We start from the raw sequence: 24,599 nt of genomic DNA on the forward strand, positions 1-24,599 counted from the left end.
GATGTCTCAGGGATTTCCCTAAGAACCGCGGTCGACGTCATGTAGTATTTGTACAAACCGATTCATCGGCTATAGTCGCAGGCAAATTCCAGCATAGGCGAGTTTTCCGATGTTGCTGTCCCAAGTCGAAGCAATGCGCGAGCAGTTGCGCCCGTCCGAGCGAAAGCTCGCCGATTACGTGCTGGAAGCGCCGCGCGAAGTCCTCGACCTCTCGATGACCGATTTTGCGGCCCGAGCAGGCGTCAGCCAGCCGACCATCGCGCGCTTTTGTCAGGCGCTCGGCTTCTCGGGCTTCCGGGAATTCAAGATCCGGCTCGCGCAAAGCGTCGCAGCGGACGTGCCCACGGTCTACCGCGACGTCCGCAGCGACGAGCCCGCCGCCGGCGTCGCGGCGAAAGTGCTGGACCGCACCATCGGGGCGCTGATCGCGGTGCGGAACAGCTTGTCGTCGGACAGCGTGGCGGCGGCCATTGCGATTCTGTCGGATGCGCGGCGCATCGAGTTTTATGGCGCGGGCGGCTCGGGCATCGCCGCGCTCGACATGCAGCACAAGTTTTTCCGCCTCGGCGTGCCATCAGTCGCGTACGCCGATCCGCATACCTACACGACGTCGGCGGCGCTGCTCGGTCCCGGCGATGTGGTGGTCGCCATCTCGAACACCGGCCGCACGAAGGACATTCTCGATGCGTGCAAATCCGCGCTCAATGGCGGGGCGAAAGTGATCGCGATCACGCACGGCAATTCGCCGCTCGCGCGACTGGCGAGCGTCGGCCTGTTCGCGAATGTCGATGAGGACACGGATATCTTTTCGCCGATGACATCGCGCGTCTCGCATCTCGCAATCGGCGACATTCTGGCGGTGGGATTGGCGCTGGCGCGCGGTCCGCAGTTGGCGGAGAAGCTCGCCGAGGCGAAGGACGTACTGGAAGGACGCCGGGTGGGAACGTGAGCCGGCGCCGGGCTCACGGAAGAGACATCAGAACGGTTTGACGACCACCAGCAGCGTCGCGCCGAGCAAGCCGAGCACCGGCAGCTCGTTGTACATACGGTACCACTTGTCCGAGCGCGTGTTCTCGCCGCGCTGGAACGTGCGCAGCAGAACGCCGCAATACGCGTGATAAACGATCAGCAACACGACGATGCCGAGCTTCGCGTGCAACCACCCCTGCCCGCGCCCGATGCCGACATCCAGCCACAGCCACAGCCCGCACGCGAGCGCCGGCACCGCGATGAACGTCATGAAGCGAAAGAGCTTGCGCGCCATCAGCAGCAGGCGCGCGGTCGCTGCCGGGTCCGTCTCCATCGCGAGATTGACGTAAATGCGCGGCAAGTAGAACAGCCCCGCGAACCACGAGGCGACCAGCACGATATGCAGCGATTTGATCCAGAGCATCGTTTGTCTTTGGGTCGTTCTTATTGACGCACTTCGCCGTGGCCGAGCACGACGTATTTCAGCGATGTCAGGCCTTCCAGTCCCACCGGGCCACGCGCGTGCAGCTTGTCGTTCGAGATGCCGATTTCCGCGCCGAGCCCGAACTCGAAGCCATCCGCGAAGCGCGTCGACGCGTTGACCATGACGCTCGCCGAATCCACCTCGCGCAGGAAGCGCATGGCGCGGTCGTGATCTTCGGTGACGATCGCGTCCGTATGATGCGAGCCGTACGTGTTGATGTGGTCGATGGCCTCGTCCAGACCATCGACGATCTTCACCGCCAGAATTGGCGCGAGATACTCGGTGCTCCAGTCTTCGTCGGTGGCATCGACGAGCCCGCCAATGTTCGCCGCTTCGAGCACCTTGCGCGCCGCCGCGTCGACACGCAGTTCGACGTCTTTCGCCTGAAAAGCACGCGCGAGCATGGGCAGCGCGGCGTCGGCGACAGCGCGCGCGACGAGCAGCGTTTCCATCGTGTTGCAGGTTCCGTAGCGATGCGTCTTCGCGTTGTCGCAGATCGCCGCCGCTTTCGCGAGATCGGCGCGGTCGTCCACGTACACGTGGCAGATGCCGTCGAGATGCTTGATCATCGGCACGCGGGATTGTTCCATCAGCCGCGCGATGAGGCTTTTCCCGCCGCGCGGCACGATCACGTCGACGAACTCCGTCATGGTGATGAGCTTGCCGACCGCCGCGCGATCCGCCGTCTCGACGACCTGCACCGCGTCCTGCGGCAGCCCGGCCGCTCGCAGTCCCTCGCCGATGAGCCGGGCAAGCGCAGTGTTGCAATCGAGCGCCTCGGAACCGCCGCGCAGAATCGTCGCGTTGCCGGATTTCAGGCAGAGCGCGGCGGCGTCGATGGTCACGTTCGGCCGCGATTCGTAGATGATGCCGATCACGCCGAGCGGCACGCGCATCTGCCCGACCTGAATGCCCGTCGGACGGAACTTGAGTCCGCTGATTTCCCCGATCGGATCGGCCAGCGACGCCACTTGCCGCAAGCCTTCGACCATCGTGCGGAGCGCCTTGTCGGAGAGCGTCAGACGGTCGATGAACGCCGCGTCGTAGCCCTTCTCGCGGGCTCGATCCAGATCGCGCGCATTCGCGGCCTTGAGCGTGTCGCGTTCCCGCTCGATCGCATCCGCCACCGCGACGAGCGCCGCGTTCTTCGCCGCCGTCGACGCCCGCGCCATCGCGCGTGACGCCACGCACGCGCGGCGGCCGAGATCGGTCATGTACTGGTCGATGTTCATCTGGATCATTCCGTATGCCGGCTGCGAAAGCGCGGCATCAGTGAGATGGGAGTCGCGTCCGGTTGAATGGCCCGACGCGCAAAGAATCATTCTAAGCCGTGGCGCGTACTAGCGACGCGGTCGCGGGGCTGGCGACGCGCCTTGCGCCACGGCCATCGCCAGTTCGAACATGCCGGCCCACGGATCGGGCGGCGGCTCGCTGCCGCGCGCACCCGCGCCGGAACTACCCGAAAGCCCTTTGACCTGCCGGTCGAGCCGCGCCGCGAGCGAGAGGGCGCGTTCGAGCGCGTCTTCCGTCACGCGGGAAAGGGCCGGGCCGATCAACCGCTCGCGCGGTCCCCACACGCGGTTTTCGCGCAGCAGCGTGGCGAGCGGCTTGCCCGACGTCACACCGCGCTTGATGCGCAGGAGCGTGCGCACCTCGTCGACGAGCGCCCACAGCACGAGCACCGCCGCTTCGCCTTCGCCTTTGAGACCATCGAGCATGCGCGAAAGGCGGCCGACGTCGCCCGTCAGCATCGCCTCGTTCAGCTTGAAAACGTCGTAGCGCGCGACGTTCAGCACCGCGTCGTGAATCTGCTCGAACGTAAGCACGCCTTGCGGATAAAGCAGCCCCAGCTTCTGTATTTCCTGATGCGCGGCAAGCAGATTGCCCTCGACGCGTTCCGCGATGAAAACGAGCGCGCGCCGGCCCTCTTCGCCCGGCGCGACGCGCTGGCCTTGCTGCGCGAGCCGCTGGCCCACCCACATCGGCAACTGCGCCCGGTCGACCGGATCGACCTTCAGCGCGACACCCGCGCCGATCAACGCCGTGAACCACGCGGATTTCTGCGCCGCCGAATCGAGGCGCGGCAGCGTGACCAAGGTCACGACGTCGGGATTGTCGGCGGCGGCGAGGGTCTTCAGCGCCTCGCCGCCTTCCTTGCCGGGCTTGCCCGTCGGAATCCGCAACTCGATGAGTTGCCGGTCGCCGAACAGCGACATCGACTGCGTTGCGCCGATGAGCGCGCTCCAGTCGAACCCGCGCTCGACCGTGAACACGGTTCTATCCGTGAAGCCGCCCGCGCGCGCGGCGGCCCGGATGCGGTCGCACGCTTCCTGCACGAGCAAATGCTCGTCGCCATAGACGACGTACAGCGCCTTCAGGCCTTTGGCGAGATGCGCTTCGAGCGCGTCGAGCTTCAGTTGCATGGTGGACGGTCGCGTAGCCCGTTACAGCGGCGGCGTGGGCAACGGCGCTCTCGGCGCGATACCCGGCGTCTGCTCGGCCGGCGTCGGATGCAGCGAACGCACGACCGCGAGCCGGCGCGTCAGTTGATCCACGGCGTCGTTGCGCATGTCGTTGTAGAGCAGCGTGGCTTCCTGCGACTTCGCGAGCGTGTACTGGTTGCTATAGGTCATCGCCCGATTCAGCGCGATGGCGCTAGGCGGAATCAGCACCGTTCCGTCCGCGCCGACGAGCGTATAGCTCAGGTTGTAGACGAGCTCGTACTCCTGGATCACGCCCTGCGAATTGAGGCTGAGTGTGCTGAGGCCTTGGCCTTCCGTGAGATAGAGCGTCGCGTCCGGCTTCTCCGAGGGCTTTACGATAACCGTATCGCTTCCGCCCTGCACCATGCGTTCGAGCCGCCCGACCATCTGCGGCGCGCCGCCGCTGATCGCCAGGCGCTTGAAGGCGTAGTCCTGCTCGCCGCGCAACTGGAAGCCGCACGCGGACAGCGCGACCGCGCCGCCCACGAGCGCGAGGAAGGTACGCCGGCTCACGCGCGCCGCGCGATTTTCGACGGCTTTGACGCTCACATCGAATCCCCAGGTTTTGGCCATCAGACCACCACGTTGACGAGACGCCCCGGCACCAAGACGATCTTCTTCGGCGCGCGGCCTTCCGAGAACTTAGCGAACATTTCGTGCGCGAGCGCCGCCTGTTCGATGGCTTCCCGCGTTGCATCCTTCGCCACGGTCAGCGCGCCGCGCACCTTGCCGTTGACCTGCAGCACCAGTTCGATTTCCGCTTGCTCGAGCGCGGCTTCGTCGACCTTCGGCCACGGCGCGTCGAGCAGCGGGCCGAATTCGTCGGCATAACCGAGTTCCGACCACAACTGGAACGTGATATGCGGCACGACCGGATACAGCACGCGCAGCAGCACGCCGAAGGTTTCGTTCAGCACGCCTTCGCCTGCATTCTTCGCGCTGTCGAGCGCGTTGAGCATCTTCATCGCGGCAGACACGACCGTGTTGTACTGCAGGCGGCCATAGTCGAAATCGGCTTGCTTCAGCACGGTATAGACTTCGCGGCGCAGGGCGCGGTCGGCGTCGCTCAGCTTCGATGCATCCAGCTTGCGGTGCTGGCGCAGCGCCTCCGCGTTGTCATGCGCGAAGTGCCACACGCGGCGCAGGAAGCGGCTCGCGCCTTCGACGCCCGCGCCCGACCATTCGAGCGATTGCTCCGGCGGCGCCGCGAACATCACGAAGAGACGCGCCGTATCAGCGCCGTACTGGTCGATGAGCGTCTGCGGATCCACGCCGTTGTTCTTCGACTTCGACATCTTTTCGACGCCGCCGAGCACGACCGGCTGGCCGTCGGCAATCAGCGTCGCGCCGGTCGGGCGGCCCTTGTCGTCGTGCGACACGGTGACTTCGAGCGGGTTGTACCACGTCTTCTTGCCGCTCGCGTCTTCACGATAAAACGTCTCGTTGAGCACCATGCCCTGCGTGAGCAGGTTCTTGGCCGGCTCGCCGAACTTCACGAGGCCCATGTCGCGCATGACCTTGGTCCAGAAGCGCGAATACAAGAGGTGAAGAATGGCGTGCTCGATACCGCCGATGTACTGATCCATCGGCATCCAGTAATCGGTACGCTCGTCGACCATCGTCGCCGCGTCCGGCGCGCTGTAGCGCGAGAAGTACCACGACGAATCGACGAACGTGTCCATGGTGTCCGTTTCGCGCTTCGCCGCCGCGCCGCACTTCGGGCACGAGCAATTCAGGAACGTTTCGGACTTAGCTAACGGATTGCCCGTGCCGTCCGGCACCAGGTCTTCGGGCAGCACGACCGGCAGATCCTTCTCCGGCACCGGCACGTCGCCGCAGCTCGGGCAGTGAATGATCGGGATCGGCGTGCCCCAGTAACGCTGGCGCGAGATGCCCCAGTCGCGCAGACGCCAGGTGACCTGCTTATCGCCGAGGTCTTTGGCTTTCAAGTCGGCGGTGATCGCATCGATCGCTTCCTCGGTGGTGAGGCCGTCGTACTTGCCGCTGTTGACGAGGCGGCCGGCCGTCTTGTCGCCGTACCACTCTTCCCACGCCGCGGTGGAGTAGGTCTTGCCTTCGACAGCGATCACCGGCTTGATCGGCAGATCGTATTTCTTCGCGAACGCGAAGTCGCGCTCATCGTGTGCCGGCACGCCCATCACGGCGCCTTCGCCGTAGGACATCAGCACATAGTTGCCGATCCACACTTCGACCTTCTCGCCCGTCAGCGGATGCGTGATGAAAAAGCCGGTCGCCATGCCCTTCTTTTCCATCGTGGCGACGTCGGCTTCCGCGACGCCGCCGCGCTTGCATTCCTCGATGAACGCCTGCAAACCGGGGTTGTCGCGCGCAAGACGCGTGGCGAGCGGATGCTCCGCCGCGATCGCCGCGAACGTCACGCCCATGATGGTGTCGGCGCGCGTCGTGAACACGCGCAAGAGTTTCGCCTCGCCGTCGATCTCATACGGGAAGCCGAAGTTGACGCCGAAGCTCTTGCCGATCCAGTTCTGCTGCATGATCTTCACGCGCTCGGGCCAGCCGAGGCCTTCCAGATCGTCGAGCAGTTGATCCGCGTAATCGGTGATGCGCAGGTAGTACATCGGAATCTCGCGCTTCTCCACGAGCGCGCCCGAGCGCCAGCCGCGCCCGTCGATGACCTGTTCGTTCGCGAGCACCGTCTGGTCGACCGGATCCCAGTTCACCGTGCCGGTCTTCTTGTACGCGATGCCCTTTTCCAGCATCTTGAGGAACAGCCACTGGTTCCACTTGTAGTACTCGGGCGAGCACGTGGCGACTTCGCGAGACCAGTCGATGGCGAGGCCCATCGACTGCATCTGCTTCTTCATGTACGCGATGTTGTCGTACGTCCACTTCGCGGGCGGCACGCCATTGGCCATCGCGGCGTTCTCGGCGGGCATGCCGAACGCGTCCCAGCCCATCGGCATCAGCGTGTTGTGGCCGTTCATGCGCAGATAACGGTACATCACGTCGTTGATGGTGTAGTTGCGCACGTGCCCCATGTGCAGCTTGCCCGACGGATACGGCAGCATCGAGACGCAGTAGAACTTGGGCTTGGCCGACGTCTCGGTCGTCCGGTAGACGTCGTTCGCGCGCCAGTTGCTCTGCGCGGCGGATTCGACGTCGGCGGGTACGTATTTATCGTGCATGGTGTGGTGGCTTTACGCTTGATGCTGTGAACGGGCGCGAGCTTCGTTGGGCTTGGCCGCTGGCTTGCGGTGGCGAATCCAGACGCTGCGTGGTCGACCGGCCGGCGCGACCCGCGCGATGCAACGGCGGAATCGGGCCTGCTCTGATTGACGCGGGACGCGTTGGACGGGCAAAGGGCGATTATACCGTCCGCTCTTCGCGTGTCCTGGATTCGTAAAGCCGCTGGCCGCGCGAATTCCGGGCCATTCGCTGCAAGTGTGCGGGGCGCGCGGCCGCCCGGCAACTCAGCCGAACAGCATAGGCCGAATCTGAACGTGTCAGTGCGCGGCGACCGGCTGCGTCACGAAACCAATCCGCTCGATTCCGGCCTGCTGTGCCGCGCCCATCACCTGCGCGACGATTTCATAGCGCGTGGCGCTCGACGCCCTCAGATGCAGCTCGGGCTTCTCGGCCGCCTTGCCGGCTGCGGCGAAGCGCGCGCGCATGTCAGCGGCGCTGATCGGCGCGTCGTTCCAATAGAGGTTGCCTGTATCGTCGATGGAAAGCGTGATGGTCTGCGGCGTCTCGCGCGCAGGCTGCGACGAGACCTTCGGCAAATCCAGCCGGATGGCGTGCGTGAAAAGCGGCGCGGTGATGATGAAGATCACCAGCAACACGAGCATGACGTCGATGAGCGGCGTCATGTTGATGTCGGCCATAGGCGAGCCGTTGGGCTTGTTGTCGAGTCCGCCGAAGGCCATCGCGCGCTCCCTATTCTTTCTCGCCGCAAACGAACGCGTGCAGATCGTGCGCGAAGCCGTCGAGTTCCTCGGAGATCTGCCGCACGTAGCGGCCGAGCACGTTGTACGCAAGCACCGCCGGAATCGCGACGACGAGCCCGAACGCGGTCATGATGAGCGCCTCGCCGACCGGCGCCGCGACGTTTTCGATCATCGCCTGCCCGCTCGCCGCAATGCTGCCGAGCGCGTGATAGATGCCCCAGACCGTGCCGAGCAAGCCGACGAAGGGCGCCGTGCTGCCCACCGACGCGAGCAACACCTGTCCGAATTCGAGCCGACGTTGCGAGCGCAGCAACGCCTGGCGCAACGCGCGCAACACGCGCTCGTTGCGCTCGACGCGGGCGAGCAGCGCGCCGGGTACTTCCGCTTCGGAAGCGCGCCACGCCGCTTCGGCGAGCGGCAGATACACGCGCTCGCGGTCCGCGCTGCGCAACGCGCCGATGCCATCTTTCAGCGTCGACGCCTGCCAGAAGCGTTGCAGCGCGAGCGGCCCTTGCCATTTTGCGCGCGCCAGCACCCACGCCTTCACGAGCAGGAAGCACCAGCTCGCGAGCGACATGGCGAGCAGCACGCCCGCGACCGCATGCGTGACGGCATCGCCGCTTTGCAGATAGTGGATAACGCCCGTTGCCGCCATCGTCCGTGAACGCCTCAGCGCAGGCCGAGCACGTCTTGCATGTCGAAGAAGCCCTTGTCGTGCGCGGCGAGGAAGCGCACCGCGCGCAGCGCGCCCTGCGCGTACGACAGACGGCTCGCGGACTTGTGCGTGATCTCGATGCGCTCGCCGATGCCCGCGAACAGCACCGTGTGATCGCCGACGATATCGCCGCCGCGTATCGCCGAGAAGCCGATGGTCGACGGATCGCGCTCGCCGGTCACGCCTTCACGCGCATAGACGGCGCAGTCGTTCAGATCGCGGCCGAGCGCGCGGGCCACGACTTCGCCCATCGCCAGCGCGGTGCCGGACGGCGCATCCACCTTATGCCGGTGATGCGCCTCGATGATCTCGATGTCGTAACCCTGCGCGAACTGCTTCGCGGCGAATTCGAGCAGCTTGAGCGTCACGTTCACGCCGACGCTCATGTTCGGCGCGAAGACCACGCCGATCTTGTCGCCCGCCTGCTTCAACTGCGCTTTTTGCTCGTCGGAGAAGCCGGTCGTGCCGATCACCATCTTCACGTTATGACGCAGCGCCGCTTCCAGATGCGTGAGCGTGCCTTCAGGGCGCGTGAAGTCGATCAGATAGTCGGCGTCGGCGAACACGCGCTCGATGTCGTCGGTGAGCGCGACGCCGGTGGTCTTGCCGAGGAACGCGCCCGCGTCCTGCCCGAGTTGCGGCACGCCCGGACGGTCGAGCGCGCCGACGAGTTGCGCGTCGGGGTCGTTGAGAACGGTTTCGATCAGCATCCGGCCCATGCGGCCCGACGCCCCGGCGATGGCGATCTTCATGGCTGTCTCGTGTTGGACCGCGCGGCGAGCGCGGCTGATTGATACGGCGTCACGCGGCGAGCGCCCGCGACGCCGGTCTGTCCGGCAAGGCGCGAACGGCGCGCCTTCCCGACGATGCTTCGCCGCGTTACTGCGGCATGCTGAACTGCGCTTGCCCGCCCGCGTTGGCCGGAGCCGGCGACGTGCTCGCGGGACCGACCGCGCTGCTGTCCGGAATCGTGATCGTCTGCGGCTTGCGCTGCAACTGGATCTGCGAGTTGCCGCCGACGCTCGCCGCGCCGGGCGCCGCGCCCGCGCTTTGCGGCACGTTCGGGCGCACGGACGATTGCGTGCGGCCAGTCGGCATTTCGACTTGCGCCGTCGCGCGATTCGCAGCCTGCGCGGCCTGCTGATTCGCATCGCCCGCGAAGGCTGCCGCGGTGTTCGGCTGCGTGGACGGCTCGCCGACGGGCGCGGTCACGGTGCTTGCCGAAGCCGCCGAAGCCGATGCCGCAACCGCCGCGGGCGCCGTTGGCGCCTTCGCGACCTTCAGGCCCCGGTCGCCGTCGATCTCGGCGAGCAGTTCGAGGTTAGACGGCAGATTCTCGCCGCCCGACCAGCTCACGACGCGATCGCTCGCGAAGTTCACGACGAAGTCACGCTGCTGCACGACGGAGGTGGAACCGCGCTTGAAGTAGAACACGTAGTCCCAGCGGTCCGCGTGGAACATGTCGGTGAGCAGCGGCGTGCCGAGCAGTTGCCTGACCTGATCGCGCGACATGCCGACCTGCATCTGGCTCGCCGCTTCCTGCGAAACGAAGTTGCCCTGCACGACCGTGATGCGGTATGGCGTGATGCTCTGCGCGATCTTCTGCGTGACGCTGTCGTACGTCGAGCAACCCGCGAGCAGCGCGGCGAGGGTTGCTGCGATAATGGTTCCCCGCATGCGACGGCTCTCCCTGCAATTCGATAAAAATTTTGAGATCATTTCACCTTTCGCGCACAGCGCCGATGACACTGACAACGCCGCGCTTCTCGTTCCGCTCTCCGTGCGCTTCTGCGTGGCTTCTGCGTAGCTTCCGCGCCGTTTTGCGTACTTTCCGCATGAGATGTCAGGATTCGGAAAAACGCATTACTATGAGAACCTTGAATTGTACTCTAGGGATGCCTAGCCATGACCAATCCCTCCGATCTGAAAAATATCGGGCTCAAGGCGACCCTGCCCCGCCTCAAGATTCTGGAAATCTTCCAGCATAGTCCGGTGCGTCACCTGACCGCTGAAGACGTGTATCGCAATCTGCTCAATGAAGAGCTCGATATCGGGCTCGCCACCGTGTACCGCGTGCTCACGCAGTTCGAGCAAGCGGGCCTGCTGTCGCGAAGCAATTTCGAATCGGGCAAAGCGGTGTTCGAGCTGAACGAAGGTTCGCACCACGATCACCTCGTCTGCATCGACTGCGGGCGCGTCGAAGAGTTCTTCGACGCCGAGATCGAACGGCGCCAGCAGTCCATCGCCAAGGAGCGCGGCTTCAAGCTGCACGAGCACGCGCTCGCGCTCTATGGCGCCTGCACCAAGGAAAACTGCCCGCACCGCAAGCACTGAGCGACCCGCGCCCGGGGCGGCGCGAACGCATAGTGACGAAAATGAGCCGCCGTCCATCGGCTTCGATGGACGGCGGTTTTGTTTCGTCCATTTTCGTCCCTATGCGGCGAATTCCGATAACGACGTTCGTCTCCGCTGACGCAGGCACTTCCCGCGACAGCCGCGGTCATAGCACCGGCCGCGAGCGATCGCTAGCCCTCCGTGGCTTCAATCAGCTTTCCGCGGACCTGCAATCAGCGAACGTCAAAAGGAGTAACGTCGATGGACGTGCAACAACTCGTATCAGAATTTCTGTCTTCGTCGCACGGGGCGCAAGCCACGCAGGCGCTGACCGATCAGGGCTTCAGCCAGGAAGACAGTCAGCAAATGCTTAGTACGGCTGCGGAAACGGCGCACGCGCACGCCGAAGAGCAGAGCCAGGGCTTGCTGGGCGACCACCCCGGCAAGAGCTTCTTCGCGGCGTTCGCGGCGGGACTCGTGCGCGGCGACGGCTTCTTCAAGTCGCTGGAAGAAGGCGGCGAAGGCGTGCTGACCGGACGCATCGCGGAATCCATCGGCGCGCGCATGCGGCTGGACCCGGGCACGGCGTCGACCGTTGCGGCCGCCGCGACGCCTTACGTCATATCGTTCCTGCGCCAGCGGTTCGCATAACGCCGCGCAAAAAACAAAGCCGCTCGGAGGAGCGGCTTTGTCATTTCAGCGGACCGAACGTTACTTCGCGTTCGCGAGCGCGACCGCCGTATCCAGCATGCGGTTCGAGAAGCCCCACTCGTTGTCGTACCAGCTCGAAACCTTCACGAGACGGCCCGACACCTTCGTGAGCGTTGCGTCGAACGTCGACGAAGCCGGGTTGTGGTTGAAGTCGACCGACACCAGCGGGGCGTCGTTGTAGCCGAGAATGCCCTTCAGCTCGCCTTCCGACGGTTCCTTCATGATCTTGTTGACTTCTTCGACCGTCGTGTCGCGCGCCGCGATGAACGACAGATCCACGACCGACACGTTGATGGTCGGCACGCGGATCGCGTAGCCGTCCAGCTTGCCGTTCAGCTCCGGCAGCACGAGACCGACCGCCGACGCAGCGCCCGTCTTCGTCGGGATCTGGCTGTGCGTGGCCGAGCGCGCGCGGCGCAGGTCTTCGTGATACACGTCGGTCAGAACCTGGTCGTTCGTGTAGGCGTGGATCGTGGTCATCAGGCCGTTGACGAGGCCGATCTTGTCGTTCAGCGGCTTGACGAGCGGCGCGAGGCAGTTCGTCGTGCACGATGCGTTCGAGATGACCGTGTCCGATGCCTTCAGCACGTTGTGGTTCACGCCGTACACGACGGTCGCGTCCACGTCCTTGCCGCCCGGCGCGGAAATGATGACCTTCTTCGCGCCGCCCTTGATGTGCGCGCTCGCCTTTTCCTTCGTCGTGAAGAAGCCGGTGCACTCCATCACCACGTCGACGTTCAGCTCGCCCCACGGCAGTTCAGCCGGGTTGCGGTTCGCCAGCACGCGAATCTTGTCGCCGTTGACGACCAGGTAGTCGCCGTCCACCGACACGTCGCCGGGGAACTTGCCGTGCGCGGTGTCGTACTGCGTCAGGTGCGCGTTCGTCTTGGCATCGCCGAGATCGTTGATGGCGACGATCTCGATGTCGTGCTTCTTGCCGTTCTCGTAGAAGGCGCGCAACGTGTTGCGGCCGATCCGGCCGTAGCCGTTGATTGCAACGCGAATCGTCATGGTCTATCTCCTTGGCTTAAAAAAACCTGCTTCGCTGCACGCGGATGCTTACGCGGCCAGAACGGCCTTCGCCGTTTCGACGACGTGCTCCACCGTGAAGCCGAAGTGCTTGAAGAGCGCACCGGCCGGCGCGGACTCTCCGAACGTGTCGATGCCGACCACGCCGCCTTCGAGGCCCACGTACTTGCGCCAGAAATCCGTCACGCCCGCTTCGATCGCTACGCGCGCCACGCCCTTCGGCAGCACGCGCTCACGGTACTCGGCGTCTTGTTTGTCGAAGAGGTTCGTGCAGGGCATCGAGACGACGCGCGCGCCGATGCCTTCTTTCGCGAGCGCCTCGACGGCCTGCAACGCGAGCTGCACTTCCGATCCCGTCGCGACCAGGATGATTTTGCGCGCGGGAATGTCGTCGTTCCAGTCGACGAGCACGTAACCGCCCTTCGCGATGTTCGCGATCTGAATGTCGTTGCGCGGCGAGAACTGCAAGTTCTGGCGGCTGAAAATGAGCGTCGACGGGCCTTCGTGTTCGATGGCATGCGTCCACGCGACGGCCGTTTCAACAGTATCCGCCGGCCGCCACGTCTGCAACTGCGGAATCAGGCGCAGGCTGGAGACGTGCTCGACCGACTGGTGCGTCGGACCGTCTTCGCCGAGGCCGATGGAATCGTGCGTGAACACGAAGATCGAGCGCGCTTTCATCAGCGCGGCGACGCGCAGCGCGTTGCGGCTGTAGTCCGAGAAGGTCAGGAAGGTGCCGCCGAACGGACGGAAGCCGCCATGCAGCGCAATGCCGTTGATGGCCGCGCTCATGCCGAATTCGCGCACGCCGTAATTGATGTGATTGCCCCACTGGATGCCCGCGTGGCCAGCGTTGGCGTTCTCCGCGTCGCCGGCGGCGCGCACGGCTTTCGACGCCTTCCAGTTCGTGAGATTCGAGCCGGTCAGGTCGGCCGAACCGCCGAGCAGTTCCGGCAGCGCGGCGGCGAGCCCTTCGATGGCTTGCTGCGATGCCTTGCGCGTCGCCACCGTTTCCGCACGCTGGTTCGCGTCCTCGATGATCTTCGCGGCGCTCGCTTTCCAGTCGGCGGGCAGTTCGCCCTTCATGCGGCGCGTGAATTCGGCGGCCTGTTCGGCGTATTTCGCGCGATAGGCGTCGAACGCCTTGTTCCACTCGCCTTCCACGCGCGCGCCCTGCTCCTTCGCGTCCCACGCCGCATAGACTTCCTGCGGAATCACGAACGGCTCGTACTGCCAGCCGATGGCCGCGCGCGTGGCCGCGATCTCGTCGCCGCCGAGCGGCGCGCCATGTGCGTCGTGGCCGCCCGCCTTCGTCGGCGCGCCCTTGCCGATGACCGTGCGGCAGCAAATGAGCGTCGGCTTGTCGGATTGCTTCGCCTGAGCGATGGCGGCGTCGACTGCGTTGACGTCATGGCCATCCACGGCGCGAATCACGTTCCAGCCGTACGCTTCGAAGCGCTTCGGCGTGTCGTCGTGGAACCAGTGCTCGACGTGGCCGTCGATGGAAATGCCGTTGTCGTCGTACAGGGCGATCAGCTTGTTCAGCTTCAGCGTGCCCGCGAGCGAACAGGCTTCGTGCGAGATGCCTTCCATCAGGCAGCCGTCGCCGAGGAACACATACGTGTAGTGATCGACGATCTTCGCGTCCGCCTTGTTGAACTCGGCGGCGAGCAGCGCTTCGGCGAGCGCCATGCCGACCGCGTTGGCGACGCCCTGGCCGAGCGGGCCGGTGGTCGTCTCGACGCCCGGCGTGATGCCCACTTCGGGATGGCCCGGCGTCTTCGAATGCAGCTGGCGGAAGTTCTTGATCTCGCTCATCGGCAGGTCGTAGCCGGTGAGGTGCAAAAGCGCGTACAGCAGCATGGAGCCGTGACCGTTCGACAGGACGAAACGATCGCGGTCGAACCAGTGCGGATTCGACGGGTTGTGCTTCAGATGGCGCGACCACAGCGCGACGCCGATCTCGGCCATGCCCATGGGCATGCCGGGGTGGCCGGAGTTGGCTTGTTGAACGGCATCCATGGCGAGCGCGCGAATTGCGTTGGCCATGAGGGCGGTCGGGCTGGAAGTCGGGATCGTCATGTCGGGTGTCGGCGGCTACGGGAGCGTTGGGGCAGTGCTGGAATGATCCACGGTGCTTCTTGACGCTGCGTCTGACCGGTACTTCGCACCGGACGCCGGACCCGCGGCACACCGCGTTTTCAGTACCGGAACGACGAGAAACGACGAGGATCGGGAGGCGGTCATTCTAACAGACCGGTCCGATCGACAGGCGTGCGACACGGCGCCGAACGTGCGGCTTCCGGCGTTCGCGGGCATGTTCCGTGCAGCCGGGCGAAGCCGTTCATCGCGTCATCACGCGGCGTCGCGCCGCGGGCGGTTCGCGCCTCATGGCAAAATGCCCCTCACTGGTACGAGCAAAAGGCTTCAAGGAGTGCTTTCGATGACTGACCCTCGCCCCGCCGACGTCCCCTGGCTCACGCCCTATCTCACCGTGCGCGATGCGCGCGTGAGCATCGGGTTCTACGAGAAGGCGTTCGGCTTCGCGGTACGTGACAGCGTGAACGACGACGGCACCATCATCCACGTCGAGATGACGTATCGCGGGCAACTGATTCTGATGTTCGCGCCGGAGGGCGCGTACGGATCGCAGGCGCGCACGCCGAAGAGCGCGGGCCAGATGGCGCCGCAGTCGTTCTATCTCTATGTCGACGATGTCGATGCCACCTTCGCGCAGGCGCTCGCCGTCGGCGCAAAGGCGCTCATCGAGCCGCAAGACCAGTTCTGGGGCGACCGCTTCGCGCAGATCGAAGACCCGGACGGTTATCGCTGGGCGATTGCGCGCCACCTTCGTTGAACTCGCCGCAAGGCGCTATCCGCGGACCGTGCGTCCGTGATCGATCTCCATGCCACGCTTTTTCGTTGACGGCCCGCTCGCGGCGGGCCAGACCCTGTCTCTTCCCGACGACGTCGTGCGCCACGTGCACGTGCTGCGCTTGCAGAACGGCGACGCGATCACGCTCTTCGACGGCACCGGAGGCGAGTATCACGGCGTGCTCGTCGAGATCGGCAAACGCGCGGCGCTCGCGCGCATCGACGCGCACAGCGAACGCGAAGCGGAGCCGCCGTATCGCGTGACGCTCGCGCAGGGCGTCGCGGGCGGCGACAAGATGGACTGGCTGATCGAAAAGACGGTGGAACTGGGGGTCGCGCAGATCGTGCCGCTCACGGCCGAGCGCGGCGTCGTGCGGCTCGCGGGCGAGCGCGCGCTGCGGCGTCAGGCGCACTGGCAGGCGCTCGCGCGCGCGGCTTGCGAGCAATGCGGGCGCAATCGCGTGCCGGAAGTGGCCGCGCCGCGCGACCTGAGCGCGTGGCTGGCGTCGTTGCCGACCGCTGCGGATGGCGACCTGCGGCTGCTGCTTTCGCCTCGCGCCGAAGTTTCGTTCGCCGCGCTGCCCGCAGAGCCGCCGCGCGGCCGTGTCACGCTGGTGATCGGTCCAGAAGCCGGCTTTTCGCCGAAAGAAGAGAGCGAGATCGTCGCGGCGGGTTTCGCGGCGCTCGGTCTCGGACCGCGCGTGCTGCGCACGGAAACGGCGGGAACCGCGGTGCTCGCGGCGCTGGCCGCGCGTTGGGGCGGATGGTGAAGCCGCGCCCGGCCGCCACAAAAGCAAACAGCCCGGTGACGGGCTGTTCTGCTAACCGCTGACGCGATCGAAAGAACTCAAACGAACTCAAACGAACTCAAACGAACGAATAGAACACGCGGAACGCCACGCGCCGCTCGGCCCAGAATTCGGCGGCATCGCGGAAAACGTCGAGCAGCGTTTCGCGCCCTTCCTTGTCGAACTTCTGCGCGATGGGCAACTGCTCCAGCACGATCACGAAGCCCGGCTGCGAACCCGCGCGATGAACGAGGTCGGTGAGGCAGTCGTAAAGCGCGTCGTAGTTCTTGCCGAAGTGCTTCGGAAACAGGAACGAGGTCGCGATGGTTTCCAGCACTTCCTGTTTGCTCTGCGCCTGGCCGAGATACGCATACAGAAAATGCTGGCCCAGCCGATTGGCCTCGTCGGCGAGTTCCTGCACGCGAAACGCGCGGATGGACTGCACGATGTTCGGCCGCACCGTCGCAAACAGAGACTCCGACTCGTCCTGCGGATGCGCCGCCGGATGCAGGTTCGGATTCGGCTCGTCATCGGGTCTGTTGTCGTGTTCTGTCATGCGTAGCCGCAATACTCGCTGGAACAGGTTGCCGTCGCCGGTTGCGAAAAAATCACCCGCGACGCCGTTGTCGTGCGCGTAGATGTTGTCGCTCATGCCGTTAATCCCTCGTTATCCCGCAATGCGTTTAAAACTGGCGTAGTGGTCGTCCGAGTAGTAACAATCGTCGATCTGCCGCTTGGGGCCGCCGCATACGATCCGGCGTGCGCCGCGATCCCGCGCTCGCGGCGTGGGGACTGTGTATTCGTGGTAGTAGCCGCGCGCACGCCGTGGCAGCAAGCGTTCGCGGTTGCCGAACACGACGCCGTCTTTCTCGTAAGGGAAAGGCCCGCCCGCCTGGATCAACTGCAGTGTCTCGACCGCCTGTTTCGGCAACTGCGCGACGGTCACGGTCGCGAAGTCGTCGTTGCGCGCTTGCCGGGTCTGCGCTGCGGACGACCGGCTGGCCTCCGGCGGGATCTTCGCCGGATCGGCCTGATTCGCCGGTTTCGCGGGCATGACCGTGTCTGCCGCGCTTCGGGATTCGTCCTTGCCGCAGCCGCCCAGAAAGACGCCGAGTGCGACGATGCAGGCAAGTGCCGTAGCGCGCTTCACGAAACGATTGTCCCCGCGATAAACCCAAAAATGCGACAACCCCGAAAGATGTAAGGGTATCGCTAATGCCAAAGCGAAGCAACGTTCGGCGGGATTTCGGAAATTTTTTCTCAACTTCGCGGGCGCATGCACCGTTTTGCGGAGAAAAGGCAGCTACATCTAGCCCAAATCTGAGAGACATTTCAACTGAGCAAGATAATAATTTCACGCGCTGGGAATCGAAACCCTTGGACAAGCCGCCTCACTTGTCGCCAGTTTCACGGCATGCGCTCCATGCCGGACGCCCTGCGCTTTTAGGGAACAGCAAACTTCCCCCTTGCTATTGCCCCGGCGTGCCGCACTCGCGGCACGTTTTTTTTGGGCGCAAAAAAAAACGCGGCGGGAAGCTCCGCCGCGTCGGGATTGCATCCAGCGAGAATCAGCGCGCCGCCGATGCGTCCGCCACCAGCAACGCCGTCATGTTCACGATGCGCCGCACCGTCGCTGAAGCGGTCAGCACGTGCACCGGCTTCGCCGCGCCGAGCAGGATCGGCCCGATCGCGATGTTGTTGCCCGCCGCCGTCTTCAGCAGGTTGTACGAGATGTTCGCCGCGTCGATGTTCGGCAGGATCAGCAAGTTCGCGTCGCCTTCGAGCGTCGATTCGGGCAGCACTTCCTTGCGCAGACGGGCATCCAGCGCCACGTCGCCGTGCATTTCGCCGTCCACGTCGAGATCGGGCGCGCGCTCTTTCAGGATGGCGAGCACGTCGCGCATCTTCTGCGCGGTCGGCGCGTTGCTCGTGCCGAAGTTCGAATGCGACAAGAGCGCGATTTTCGGCATGATGCCGAAGCGCTTCACTTCTTCCGCCGCGAGGATCGTGATTTCGGCGAGCTGCTCGGGCGTCGGGTCCACGTTCACGTGTGTATCGACGATAAAAATCTGGCGGCCCGGCAGCACGAGCGCGTTCATCGCCGCATACACGTTGCAGCCGTCCTTCTTGCCGATCACCTGGTCGATGAAGTGCAGATGCCGATGCGTGGTGCTCACCGTGCCGCAGATCATGCCGTCCGCTTCGCCCTTCTTCACGAGCATGGAACCGATCAGCGTGGTGCGGCGGCGCATTTCCAGCTTCGCCATCTGCTGGCTGATGCCCTTGCGCGCCATCATCGCGTAATACGTCTGCCAGAAGTCGCGATAACGCTCGTCGTGGTCCGTGTCGACCACGGTGAAGTCGACGCCCGGCGTGAGGCGCAGGCCGAACTTCGTGATGCGCTGCTGAATGACCGCCGGACGGCCGATGAGAATGGGCTTCGCGATCTTCTCGTCCACGGCGATCTGCACCGCGCGCAGCACGCGCTCTTCCTCGCCTTCCGCGAACACGATGCGCTTTTTCTCCGGCTCCACGCTGCGCGCGAGCTGGAACACCGGCTTCATCGTCGTGCCGCTGTGGTAGACGAACTGCTGCAAGTGCTGCTCGTACGCGTCCATGTCTTCGATAGGACGCGTGGCCACGCCGGATTCCATCGCGGCTTTCGCCACCGCCGGCGCGATCTTCACGATGAGACGCGGATCGAATGGCTTCGGAATCAGATATTCCGGCCCGAACGACAAGTCCTGAATGCCATACGCCGTCGCGACGATATCGCTCTGCTCCTGACGCGCGAGTTCGGCGATCGCGTTCACCGCGGCGATTTCCATTTCCTTCGTGATCGTCGTCGCGCCGGCATCCAGCGCGCCACGGAAGATGAACGGAAAGCACAGCACGTTGTTGACCTGATTCGGGTAGTCCGTGCGGCCGGTGGCGAGCACCGCGTCCGGGCGCACTTCCAGCGCGAGCTCCGGCAGGATTTCGGGCGTCGGATTGGCGAGCGCGAGAATGAGCGGCTTCGCGGCCATGCCTTTCACCATGTCCTGCTTCAGCACGCCGCCCGCCGAGAGGCCGAGGAACACGTCCGCGCCTTCGATCACTTCGGCAAGCGTGCGCGCGCTGGTTTCGCGGGCGAAGCGTTCCTTGTCCGGGTCCATGAGTTCGACGCGGCCCTTGTAGACCACGCCGGCCAGATCCGTCACGAAAATGTTCTCGAGCTTCATGCCGAGGTCGACGAGCAGATCCAGACACGCGAGCGCCGCCGCCCCCGCGCCCGATGCGACGAGCTTCACTTCGCCGATGTTCTTGCCGACCACCTTCAGGCCGTTCGTGATGGCCGCCGCGACGACGATGGCCGTGCCGTGCTGGTCGTCGTGGAAGACGGGAATCTTCATGCGCTTGCGCGCCTCGCGCTCGACGATGAAGCAGTCCGGCGCCTTGATGTCTTCGAGATTGATGCCGCCGAAAGTCGGCTCCAGCGCGGCGATCACATCGACCAGCTTGTGCGGGTCGCTTTCGTTCAGCTCGATGTCGAACACGTCGATGCCGGCGAACTTCTTGAAGAGCACGGCCTTGCCTTCCATGACCGGCTTCGAGGCCAGCGGCCCGATGTTGCCGAGCCCGAGCACCGCCGTGCCGTTCGACACGACGCCGACGAGGTTGCTGCGCGCGGTGAAGCGCGCGGCGTTCAGCGGATCTTCGACGATCGCTTCGCATGCGAACGCCACGCCCGGCGAGTACGCCAGCGCGAGGTCGCGCTGGTTGATCATCTGCTTGGTCGGGGCGATCGCGATTTTGCCGGGCGTCGGAAACTCGTGATAATCGAGCGCGGCTTCGCGCAACTTCGTATTGGCGGGAGTCGTCATAAGGCGGGCTAGCAGTGCGGGAATTAGAATGGAACCTCGAACGCATTGTAGCGCCAATCAAGCCCCGCTTTTATGCGCAGTCCATGCAATTCGGCTACAAGTGCCATGACCGGAGAACGCCTGATCGCCCGGCTGGGCAAGGCTTTCGACACATCATTCCGTTTTTTGAAGACGTGCGGCGGCGCTTGGAGGCGCAGCCGTTGCCGCGCCGCCTTTCTCTTGCACCGCACAAATAACCGCTTCCCCGACGATGCTTTCCGAGTTCTCCCTAATCGATCGATACTTCGCCCGCCGCGCGAAAGCGCCCTCGCCGAGACAGGGCGACGCGCCGCTCGGCATCGGCGACGACTGCGCGCTGATCGCGCCGCCCGCCGGCCATCAGCTTGCGATCTCGACGGACATGCTCGTCGCCGGCCGTCACTTTTTCCCCGACGTCGATCCGTACGCGCTCGGTCACAAGGCGCTCGCGGTGAATCTGTCGGATCTCGCCGCGATGGGTGCGAAGCCGCACGCGTTCACGCTCGCGCTCGCCTTGCCGCGCGCCGATGAAGCGTGGCTTGCCGCGTTCAGCGACGGCATGTTCGCACTGGCCGAACGCTTCGACTGCGCGCTCGTCGGCGGCGACACGACGAGCGGGCCGCTCAATATCTGCATCACCGTATTCGGCGATGTGGCGCACGGCGCGGCGCTGCGACGCGACGCAGCAAAACCGGGCGACGACATCTACGTGTCGGGCGTGCTCGGCGATGCCCGCGCGGGCCTGGGCGTCCTGCGCGACGAATGGCGCGCGCCGGACGAAGCGAGCGCGCCGGCATGGAAGCAGGCGCTCGAACGCCCGGAGCCGCGCGTGACGCTCGGGCTCGCGCTCGCCGGCATCGCGCACGCGGCGCTCGATATTTCCGACGGCCTCGCGGGCGACCTCATGCACATCCTCACGCGCTCGGGCGTTAGCGCAACAGTCGATGCCGACGCCGTGCCGTGTTCCGACGCGGTGCGCGCGCTGCCCGAAACCGCGCGCCGCCAGTGCACGCTCGCGGGCGGCGACGACTACGAGCTCTGCTTCACCGCGCCGCGCGAGGCGCGCGATGCGGTCGCGCGCATCGGCGAGCGGGTGGGCGTGCCGCTCACGCGCATCGGTACAATCGGTTCCGCGGGCGCGCTCGCCATCGCCTGGCGCGACGGCGCGGGCGCGCCGCTTTCCCTGACGTTGCAAGGCTTCGACCACTTTCATGCAGACTGACCCCACCGCCGCGAGCGAATCCGCGCCGCCGCGTTCGCCGTCCCCCGCCAAACCGCGCAAGGCGAGCGCACGTTTCATGCTCGCGCATCCGCTGCACATTTTGTCGCTCGGCTTCGGCAGCGGCCTTTCGCCCATTGCGCCCGGCACGGTCGGCACGCTCTTCGCGTGGGCGTCGTTCGTGCCGCTCAACCGGCATTTGACCGTGGCGGAATGGGGCGCGCTGATCGCCGTCGGCTTCATCGCCGGATGCTGGTTTTGCGGCTTCACCGCGAAGAAGATGGGCGTCGCGGACCCGTCGCCGGTGGTGTGGGACGAGATCGTCGCGTTCTGGCTCGTGCTGCTGGTCGTGACGCCCGCGACCTTCACCGGGCAGCTGTGGGCGTTTATCGTGTTCCGCTTCTTCGACATGGTGAAGCCGCCGCCGATCCGCTATTTCGACCGCCATCTGAAAGGCGGCTTTGGCATCATGTTCGATGATCTCGTCGCCGCGTTCTTCAGCCTGCTCGTGATTGCGCTGTGGCGCATGACCGTGTGACGTTTCACTCCTTTGTCTGCGAGACACCGCCATGCCAACCGATACCGTCGTTCATCAACTTGCGATCCGCGTCGGCAACAAGCTGCGCGACGAACGGCTGATGCTCGCCGCCGCCGAATCGTGCACGGGCGGCATGGTGGCGGCCGCGATCACGGATATTTCGGGCAGCAGCGCGTGGTTCGAGCGCGGCTTCGTCACGTATTCGAATCTGGCGAAGACGGAGATGATCGGCGTGCCGGCCGCGCTGATCGAGCAGCACGGCGCGGTGAGCGAGCCGGTCGCGAAAGCGATGGCCGAAGGCGCGCTGCGCAACAGCCGCGCGCAGGTTTCGGTGTCGATCACGGGCGTCGCTGGACCTGCCGGCGGCAGCGAAGCGAAGCCGGTCGGCACGGTTTGCTTTGCGTGGAGCAATCGCCTGCATACCGCGTTCGAGACGCAGCATTTCAAAGGCGACCGCGAGCAGGTGCGCACGCAGGCAGCGGCGCACGCTTTGAGAAAGTTGCTGGAGTTTCTGGAACAGCGCGAGCGATAAACCCGCGCCGCCCTCATCACCGATACGCGTTGATCGTATCCCGCGTCTTCTTCGCGGCTTCGGCCGCCGCGTTCGCGTAATCGTCGCTCTTGCCGGCGTACAGAATGGCGCGCGACGAGTTAATCAGCATGCCCGTGCCATTCGCCGTGCGGCCCGCGCGCACGGTCGCTTCGACATCGCCGCCTTGCGCGCCGATGCCTGGAATCAGCAGCGGCATGTCGCCGACAATGCCACGCACCGCTTCGATCTCCTTCGGAAAGGTCGCGCCGACGACGAGCCCCAGTTGCCCGCTCGCGTTCCACTTCTCGGCTGCCAGCTTCGCGACGACCTGATACAGCGGCTTGCCGTCCGTCGTCAGGAATTGCAGGTCGGAACCGCCCGCGTTCGACGTGCGGCACAGCACGATCACGCCCTTGCCTTCATGCGCGAGATACGGCTCGATGGAATCGAAACCCATGTACGGATTCACCGTCACGGCGTCCGCTTTGTAGCGCTCGAACGCTTCCCTCGCGTATTGCTCGGCCGTGCTGCCGATATCGCCGCGCTTCGCATCGAGAATGACCGGCAGCCCCGCGTGCTTTTCATGGATATGCGCGATCAGCGCTTCGAGCTGATCTTCCGCGCGATGCGCGGCGAAGTACGCGATCTGCGGCTTGAACGACGACGCGTACGGCGCGGTGGCATCGACGATAGTCTTGCAGAATTCGAAGATCGCGTCGGCGCGGCCCGCGAGCGCGCCGGGAAACTTCGACGGCTCGGGATCGAGGCCGACGCACAGGAGCGACTGCGTGCGCGACCACGCGGCGTTGAGCGACTGGATGAAAGACATGGGGAAAAACCGGCGGAAAGGGATGCCACGCATTTTAACGTGCGCGGCATCGCTTTCCGGTTCGGGCGTTTGGCGCGTTCAGCGCGTTCAGCGCGCAAGGGCCGCGCGGCCGCGCGCCTTCGCTCCCGCACGCGTGCGCGGCCGGCCGCGACGCGCGGCCTCGCCGGTGCGCTCGACGGTGAAGCGGAACTCGCGCGAAAGCCGCTCGTCGGGCGCGAGCACCGTCATGCCGTTCGCCTCGCCGCCGCCCGGCAGGTTCACCGCGTTGATCGGATGATCGACCGGCTCGAAGCAGAAGAAGTCTTCGCCGGGCGGCGCATAGAGCACGTAGTAGTCGGTGTCGGCGGCAATCGTCAGCGATAGACGGCGCTTCGGCCAGAGCACGCTCGTGCGTCCGCTCCAGCCGGTGAACGCGTTGTTCACCATTTCCGATGGCATCGGATAGGCGACGCCGAACTGCCACGCAGGCGGCGCGGGCACATGGCGCACCGGAAGCCAGTCGTCGCCACAGAGCCACAGGCCGCCCGCCGCCGCCGAAAGCTCGGTATCGGCTTCGCGCATCAGAAACGGATGTAGGCCGAGACCGAAGGGCAGCGCCTCGTCGCCGGTGTTCTGCACGTCGAGCGTGACGACGAGCGTGGCTTCGTCGAGCGCATACGTCTGCGTCGCGCGAAACGAGTACGGCTTGCCGTCGCTGCGCTCGAACGCCAGACGCACGCGCGTCGCCTCTTCTTCCTCGACGGTCCACGCGCCGAGCCAGCCGTCGCCGTGCAGCGGCAGCGGCTCATCCGGGCGATTGCGCGGCACGTCGATGGCGCGTCCGGAGAATCGAAAATGCCCGTTGCCGATGCGGTTCGAATACGGCAGCAGCGGATAGCACGCGAGCTGGTTTGGATCGGTGTCCGGGCCCGGTTCGGCGCACGGCCGGAAAATCGGCACGAGGGCGCCTTCGTGACGCCAGTCGAAACGCGTGACGCCGCCGCCGAGCGCCGGCGCGACATCGAGCCTCAAGTGCGCGTTCGCGAGCGTGATGCAGCCTTCGACGGCCGCGCCGCCGATGGCGACGACCGCCGTGCTCGGTCCCGGGCGAATGGGCGGTTCGGCCGCGGCGGCGAGCCGCGAACGGCGCGCGTTCGCCTGCGCCGTGGACGCGGACGGCGGATTCACCCTTTGCTCATTGCGCGCAACCGTCATGACCTGTGCTCCATCGAGAGGCGAAGAACCCGGCGCGGCCGCGCCGGGCGCTGAACGGGCGGCGCGTCGGATCGCGCGCCGCCTCGGTTT

General features: G+C 65.3%; 23 protein-coding genes and 2 pseudogenes. 8 read left to right on the plus strand and 17 right to left on the minus strand.

What is annotated here, in order from left to right:
* The first annotated feature begins 109 nt into the window (after window positions 1–109).
* On the plus strand, window positions 110–949 hold the full coding sequence (locus NCR34_RS11590) for a MurR/RpiR family transcriptional regulator (RefSeq protein ID WP_206466997.1): 840 nt from the start codon (window positions 110–112) through the stop codon (window positions 947–949).
* Window positions 950–976: 27 nt separating this feature from the next.
* On the opposite strand, the gene NCR34_RS11595 is transcribed toward NCR34_RS11590, so the two are convergent.
* The 9 genes from NCR34_RS11595 to NCR34_RS11635 form a co-directional block, all read right to left on the minus strand.
* Window positions 977–1,393, minus strand: coding sequence for a CopD family protein (locus tag NCR34_RS11595; RefSeq protein ID WP_250499954.1), 417 nt, complete (start codon window positions 1,391–1,393; stop codon window positions 977–979).
* Window positions 1,394–1,413: 20 nt separating this feature from the next.
* Window positions 1,414–2,685 carry a glutamate-5-semialdehyde dehydrogenase gene (locus NCR34_RS11600; RefSeq protein ID WP_250500035.1) on the minus strand — a complete coding sequence of 424 codons (1,272 nt, stop codon included), beginning with the start codon at window positions 2,683–2,685 and terminating at the stop codon, window positions 1,414–1,416.
* 108 nt (window positions 2,686–2,793) lie between these two features.
* Window positions 2,794–3,876, minus strand: a complete 1,083-nt coding sequence (gene holA / locus NCR34_RS11605) for a DNA polymerase III subunit delta (RefSeq protein ID WP_250499955.1) — start codon at window positions 3,874–3,876, stop codon at window positions 2,794–2,796.
* Window positions 3,877–3,897: 21 nt separating this feature from the next.
* Window positions 3,898–4,449, minus strand: a complete 552-nt coding sequence (locus NCR34_RS11610; RefSeq protein ID WP_250500036.1) for an LPS-assembly lipoprotein LptE — start codon at window positions 4,447–4,449, stop codon at window positions 3,898–3,900.
* A 59-nt stretch (window positions 4,450–4,508) separates the two neighbouring features.
* Window positions 4,509–7,103, minus strand: a complete 2,595-nt coding sequence (gene leuS / locus NCR34_RS11615) for a leucine--tRNA ligase (RefSeq protein WP_250499956.1) — start codon at window positions 7,101–7,103, stop codon at window positions 4,509–4,511.
* 318 nt (window positions 7,104–7,421) lie between these two features.
* Window positions 7,422–7,844 (minus strand): ExbD/TolR family protein, encoded by a 423-nt coding sequence (locus NCR34_RS11620; RefSeq protein WP_250499957.1) that lies wholly within the window; start codon window positions 7,842–7,844, stop codon window positions 7,422–7,424.
* A gap of 10 nt (window positions 7,845–7,854) precedes the next feature.
* Complete coding sequence (locus NCR34_RS11625) at window positions 7,855–8,520, minus strand: MotA/TolQ/ExbB proton channel family protein (protein ID WP_244847221.1); 666 nt, start codon at window positions 8,518–8,520, stop codon at window positions 7,855–7,857.
* A 14-nt stretch (window positions 8,521–8,534) separates the two neighbouring features.
* A complete protein-coding gene (gene dapB, locus NCR34_RS11630) occupies window positions 8,535–9,332 on the minus strand; it encodes a 4-hydroxy-tetrahydrodipicolinate reductase (protein ID WP_250499958.1) in 798 nt (265 codons plus the stop codon).
* 127 nt (window positions 9,333–9,459) lie between these two features.
* The gene (locus NCR34_RS11635) at window positions 9,460–10,257 is read right to left on the minus strand and encodes an outer membrane protein assembly factor BamE (RefSeq protein WP_250499959.1); all 798 of its coding nucleotides are present in this window, start codon (window positions 10,255–10,257) and stop codon (window positions 9,460–9,462) included.
* Between the two features lie 228 nt (window positions 10,258–10,485).
* Here NCR34_RS11635 and fur point away from each other — a divergent pair, with 228 nt between their 5' ends.
* Window positions 10,486–10,914: a ferric iron uptake transcriptional regulator gene (gene fur, locus NCR34_RS11640; protein ID WP_159836963.1), complete on the plus strand. Its 429-nt coding sequence runs from the start codon at window positions 10,486–10,488 to the stop codon at window positions 10,912–10,914.
* A 261-nt stretch (window positions 10,915–11,175) separates the two neighbouring features.
* The gene (locus NCR34_RS11645) at window positions 11,176–11,565 is read left to right on the plus strand and encodes a hypothetical protein (RefSeq protein ID WP_250499960.1); all 390 of its coding nucleotides are present in this window, start codon (window positions 11,176–11,178) and stop codon (window positions 11,563–11,565) included.
* Window positions 11,566–11,625: 60 nt separating this feature from the next.
* Here NCR34_RS11645 and gap read toward each other — a convergent pair whose 3' ends face one another.
* Complete coding sequence (gene gap / locus NCR34_RS11650; RefSeq protein ID WP_250499961.1) at window positions 11,626–12,636, minus strand: type I glyceraldehyde-3-phosphate dehydrogenase; 1,011 nt, start codon at window positions 12,634–12,636, stop codon at window positions 11,626–11,628.
* Between the two features lie 48 nt (window positions 12,637–12,684).
* Window positions 12,685–14,736 carry a transketolase gene (gene tkt / locus NCR34_RS11655; RefSeq protein ID WP_250499962.1) on the minus strand — a complete coding sequence of 684 codons (2,052 nt, stop codon included), beginning with the start codon at window positions 14,734–14,736 and terminating at the stop codon, window positions 12,685–12,687.
* A gap of 361 nt (window positions 14,737–15,097) precedes the next feature.
* Between tkt and NCR34_RS11660 the strand changes: the two genes are divergently transcribed.
* Together NCR34_RS11660 and NCR34_RS11665 are read left to right on the plus strand one after the other, a co-directional pair.
* A complete protein-coding gene (locus tag NCR34_RS11660; RefSeq protein ID WP_206467021.1) occupies window positions 15,098–15,511 on the plus strand; it encodes a VOC family protein in 414 nt (137 codons plus the stop codon).
* A gap of 49 nt (window positions 15,512–15,560) precedes the next feature.
* Entirely contained in the window at window positions 15,561–16,298 is a 738-nt protein-coding gene (locus tag NCR34_RS11665) for a 16S rRNA (uracil(1498)-N(3))-methyltransferase (RefSeq protein ID WP_250499963.1), read from the plus strand.
* Between the two features lie 97 nt (window positions 16,299–16,395).
* On the opposite strand, the pseudogene NCR34_RS11670 reads toward NCR34_RS11665, so the two are convergent.
* From NCR34_RS11670 to NCR34_RS11680, 4 genes and pseudogenes are all read right to left on the minus strand, one after another.
* Window positions 16,396–16,791: pseudogene (locus NCR34_RS11670) on the minus strand (barstar family protein); the annotation flags it as partial.
* A 69-nt stretch (window positions 16,792–16,860) separates the two neighbouring features.
* A pseudogene (locus NCR34_RS28340) lies at window positions 16,861–16,968 on the minus strand (barstar family protein); the annotation flags it as partial.
* A 15-nt stretch (window positions 16,969–16,983) separates the two neighbouring features.
* Entirely contained in the window at window positions 16,984–17,466 is a 483-nt protein-coding gene (locus NCR34_RS11675; RefSeq protein WP_250500037.1) for a guanyl-specific ribonuclease, read from the minus strand.
* 418 nt (window positions 17,467–17,884) lie between these two features.
* Complete coding sequence (locus tag NCR34_RS11680; protein ID WP_175945065.1) at window positions 17,885–20,179, minus strand: NADP-dependent malic enzyme; 2,295 nt, start codon at window positions 20,177–20,179, stop codon at window positions 17,885–17,887.
* Between the two features lie 250 nt (window positions 20,180–20,429).
* Between NCR34_RS11680 and thiL the strand changes: the two genes are divergently transcribed.
* Genes thiL through NCR34_RS11695 form a run of 3 tightly spaced genes read left to right on the plus strand, consistent with a single transcriptional unit; the run spans window position 20,430 to window position 22,486 of the window.
* The gene (gene thiL / locus NCR34_RS11685; protein WP_250499964.1) at window positions 20,430–21,419 is read left to right on the plus strand and encodes a thiamine-phosphate kinase; all 990 of its coding nucleotides are present in this window, start codon (window positions 20,430–20,432) and stop codon (window positions 21,417–21,419) included.
* Entirely contained in the window at window positions 21,409–21,954 is a 546-nt protein-coding gene (locus NCR34_RS11690; RefSeq protein WP_250499965.1) for a phosphatidylglycerophosphatase A family protein, read from the plus strand. The genes thiL and NCR34_RS11690 overlap by 11 nt, the downstream gene beginning before the upstream one ends.
* Before the next feature lie 31 nt (window positions 21,955–21,985).
* Window positions 21,986–22,486 (plus strand): CinA family protein, encoded by a 501-nt coding sequence (locus tag NCR34_RS11695; RefSeq protein ID WP_175945071.1) that lies wholly within the window; start codon window positions 21,986–21,988, stop codon window positions 22,484–22,486.
* Window positions 22,487–22,502: 16 nt separating this feature from the next.
* Here the strand turns inward: NCR34_RS11695 and pyrF are convergent, their stop codons facing one another.
* A complete protein-coding gene (pyrF, locus tag NCR34_RS11700; protein ID WP_250499966.1) occupies window positions 22,503–23,315 on the minus strand; it encodes an orotidine-5'-phosphate decarboxylase in 813 nt (270 codons plus the stop codon).
* An 87-nt stretch (window positions 23,316–23,402) separates the two neighbouring features.
* Entirely contained in the window at window positions 23,403–24,509 is a 1,107-nt protein-coding gene (locus NCR34_RS11705; RefSeq protein WP_250499968.1) for an aldose 1-epimerase, read from the minus strand.
* Between the last annotated feature and the right edge of the window lie 90 nt (window positions 24,510–24,599).

This window comes from Caballeronia sp. GAWG1-5s-s (genome assembly GCF_023631445.1).
GTDB lineage: Bacteria > Pseudomonadota > Gammaproteobacteria > Burkholderiales > Burkholderiaceae > Caballeronia.

Coding starts and splice junctions, on each gene's coding strand:
- NCR34_RS11590 (WP_206466997.1), top strand. CDS start 110: ATGTTGCTGTCCCAAGTCGAAGCAATGCGCGAGCAGTTGCGCCCGTCC.
- NCR34_RS11595 (WP_250499954.1), bottom strand. CDS start 1,393: ATGCTCTGGATCAAATCGCTGCATATCGTGCTGGTCGCCTCGTGGTTC.
- NCR34_RS11600 (WP_250500035.1), bottom strand. CDS start 2,685: ATGAACATCGACCAGTACATGACCGATCTCGGCCGCCGCGCGTGCGTG.
- holA (WP_250499955.1), bottom strand. CDS start 3,876: ATGCAACTGAAGCTCGACGCGCTCGAAGCGCATCTCGCCAAAGGCCTG.
- leuS (WP_250499956.1), bottom strand. CDS start 7,103: ATGCACGATAAATACGTACCCGCCGACGTCGAATCCGCCGCGCAGAGC.
- NCR34_RS11620 (WP_250499957.1), bottom strand. CDS start 7,844: ATGGCCTTCGGCGGACTCGACAACAAGCCCAACGGCTCGCCTATGGCC.
- NCR34_RS11625 (WP_244847221.1), bottom strand. CDS start 8,520: ATGGCGGCAACGGGCGTTATCCACTATCTGCAAAGCGGCGATGCCGTC.
- dapB (WP_250499958.1), bottom strand. CDS start 9,332: ATGAAGATCGCCATCGCCGGGGCGTCGGGCCGCATGGGCCGGATGCTG.
- NCR34_RS11635 (WP_250499959.1), bottom strand. CDS start 10,257: ATGCGGGGAACCATTATCGCAGCAACCCTCGCCGCGCTGCTCGCGGGT.
- fur (WP_159836963.1), top strand. CDS start 10,486: ATGACCAATCCCTCCGATCTGAAAAATATCGGGCTCAAGGCGACCCTG.
- NCR34_RS11645 (WP_250499960.1), top strand. CDS start 11,176: ATGGACGTGCAACAACTCGTATCAGAATTTCTGTCTTCGTCGCACGGG.
- gap (WP_250499961.1), bottom strand. CDS start 12,636: ATGACGATTCGCGTTGCAATCAACGGCTACGGCCGGATCGGCCGCAAC.
- tkt (WP_250499962.1), bottom strand. CDS start 14,736: ATGACGATCCCGACTTCCAGCCCGACCGCCCTCATGGCCAACGCAATT.
- NCR34_RS11660 (WP_206467021.1), top strand. CDS start 15,098: ATGACTGACCCTCGCCCCGCCGACGTCCCCTGGCTCACGCCCTATCTC.
- NCR34_RS11665 (WP_250499963.1), top strand. CDS start 15,561: ATGCCACGCTTTTTCGTTGACGGCCCGCTCGCGGCGGGCCAGACCCTG.
- NCR34_RS11680 (WP_175945065.1), bottom strand. CDS start 20,179: ATGACGACTCCCGCCAATACGAAGTTGCGCGAAGCCGCGCTCGATTAT.
- thiL (WP_250499964.1), top strand. CDS start 20,430: ATGCTTTCCGAGTTCTCCCTAATCGATCGATACTTCGCCCGCCGCGCG.
- NCR34_RS11690 (WP_250499965.1), top strand. CDS start 21,409: ATGCAGACTGACCCCACCGCCGCGAGCGAATCCGCGCCGCCGCGTTCG.
- NCR34_RS11695 (WP_175945071.1), top strand. CDS start 21,986: ATGCCAACCGATACCGTCGTTCATCAACTTGCGATCCGCGTCGGCAAC.
- pyrF (WP_250499966.1), bottom strand. CDS start 23,315: ATGTCTTTCATCCAGTCGCTCAACGCCGCGTGGTCGCGCACGCAGTCG.
- NCR34_RS11705 (WP_250499968.1), bottom strand. CDS start 24,509: ATGACGGTTGCGCGCAATGAGCAAAGGGTGAATCCGCCGTCCGCGTCC.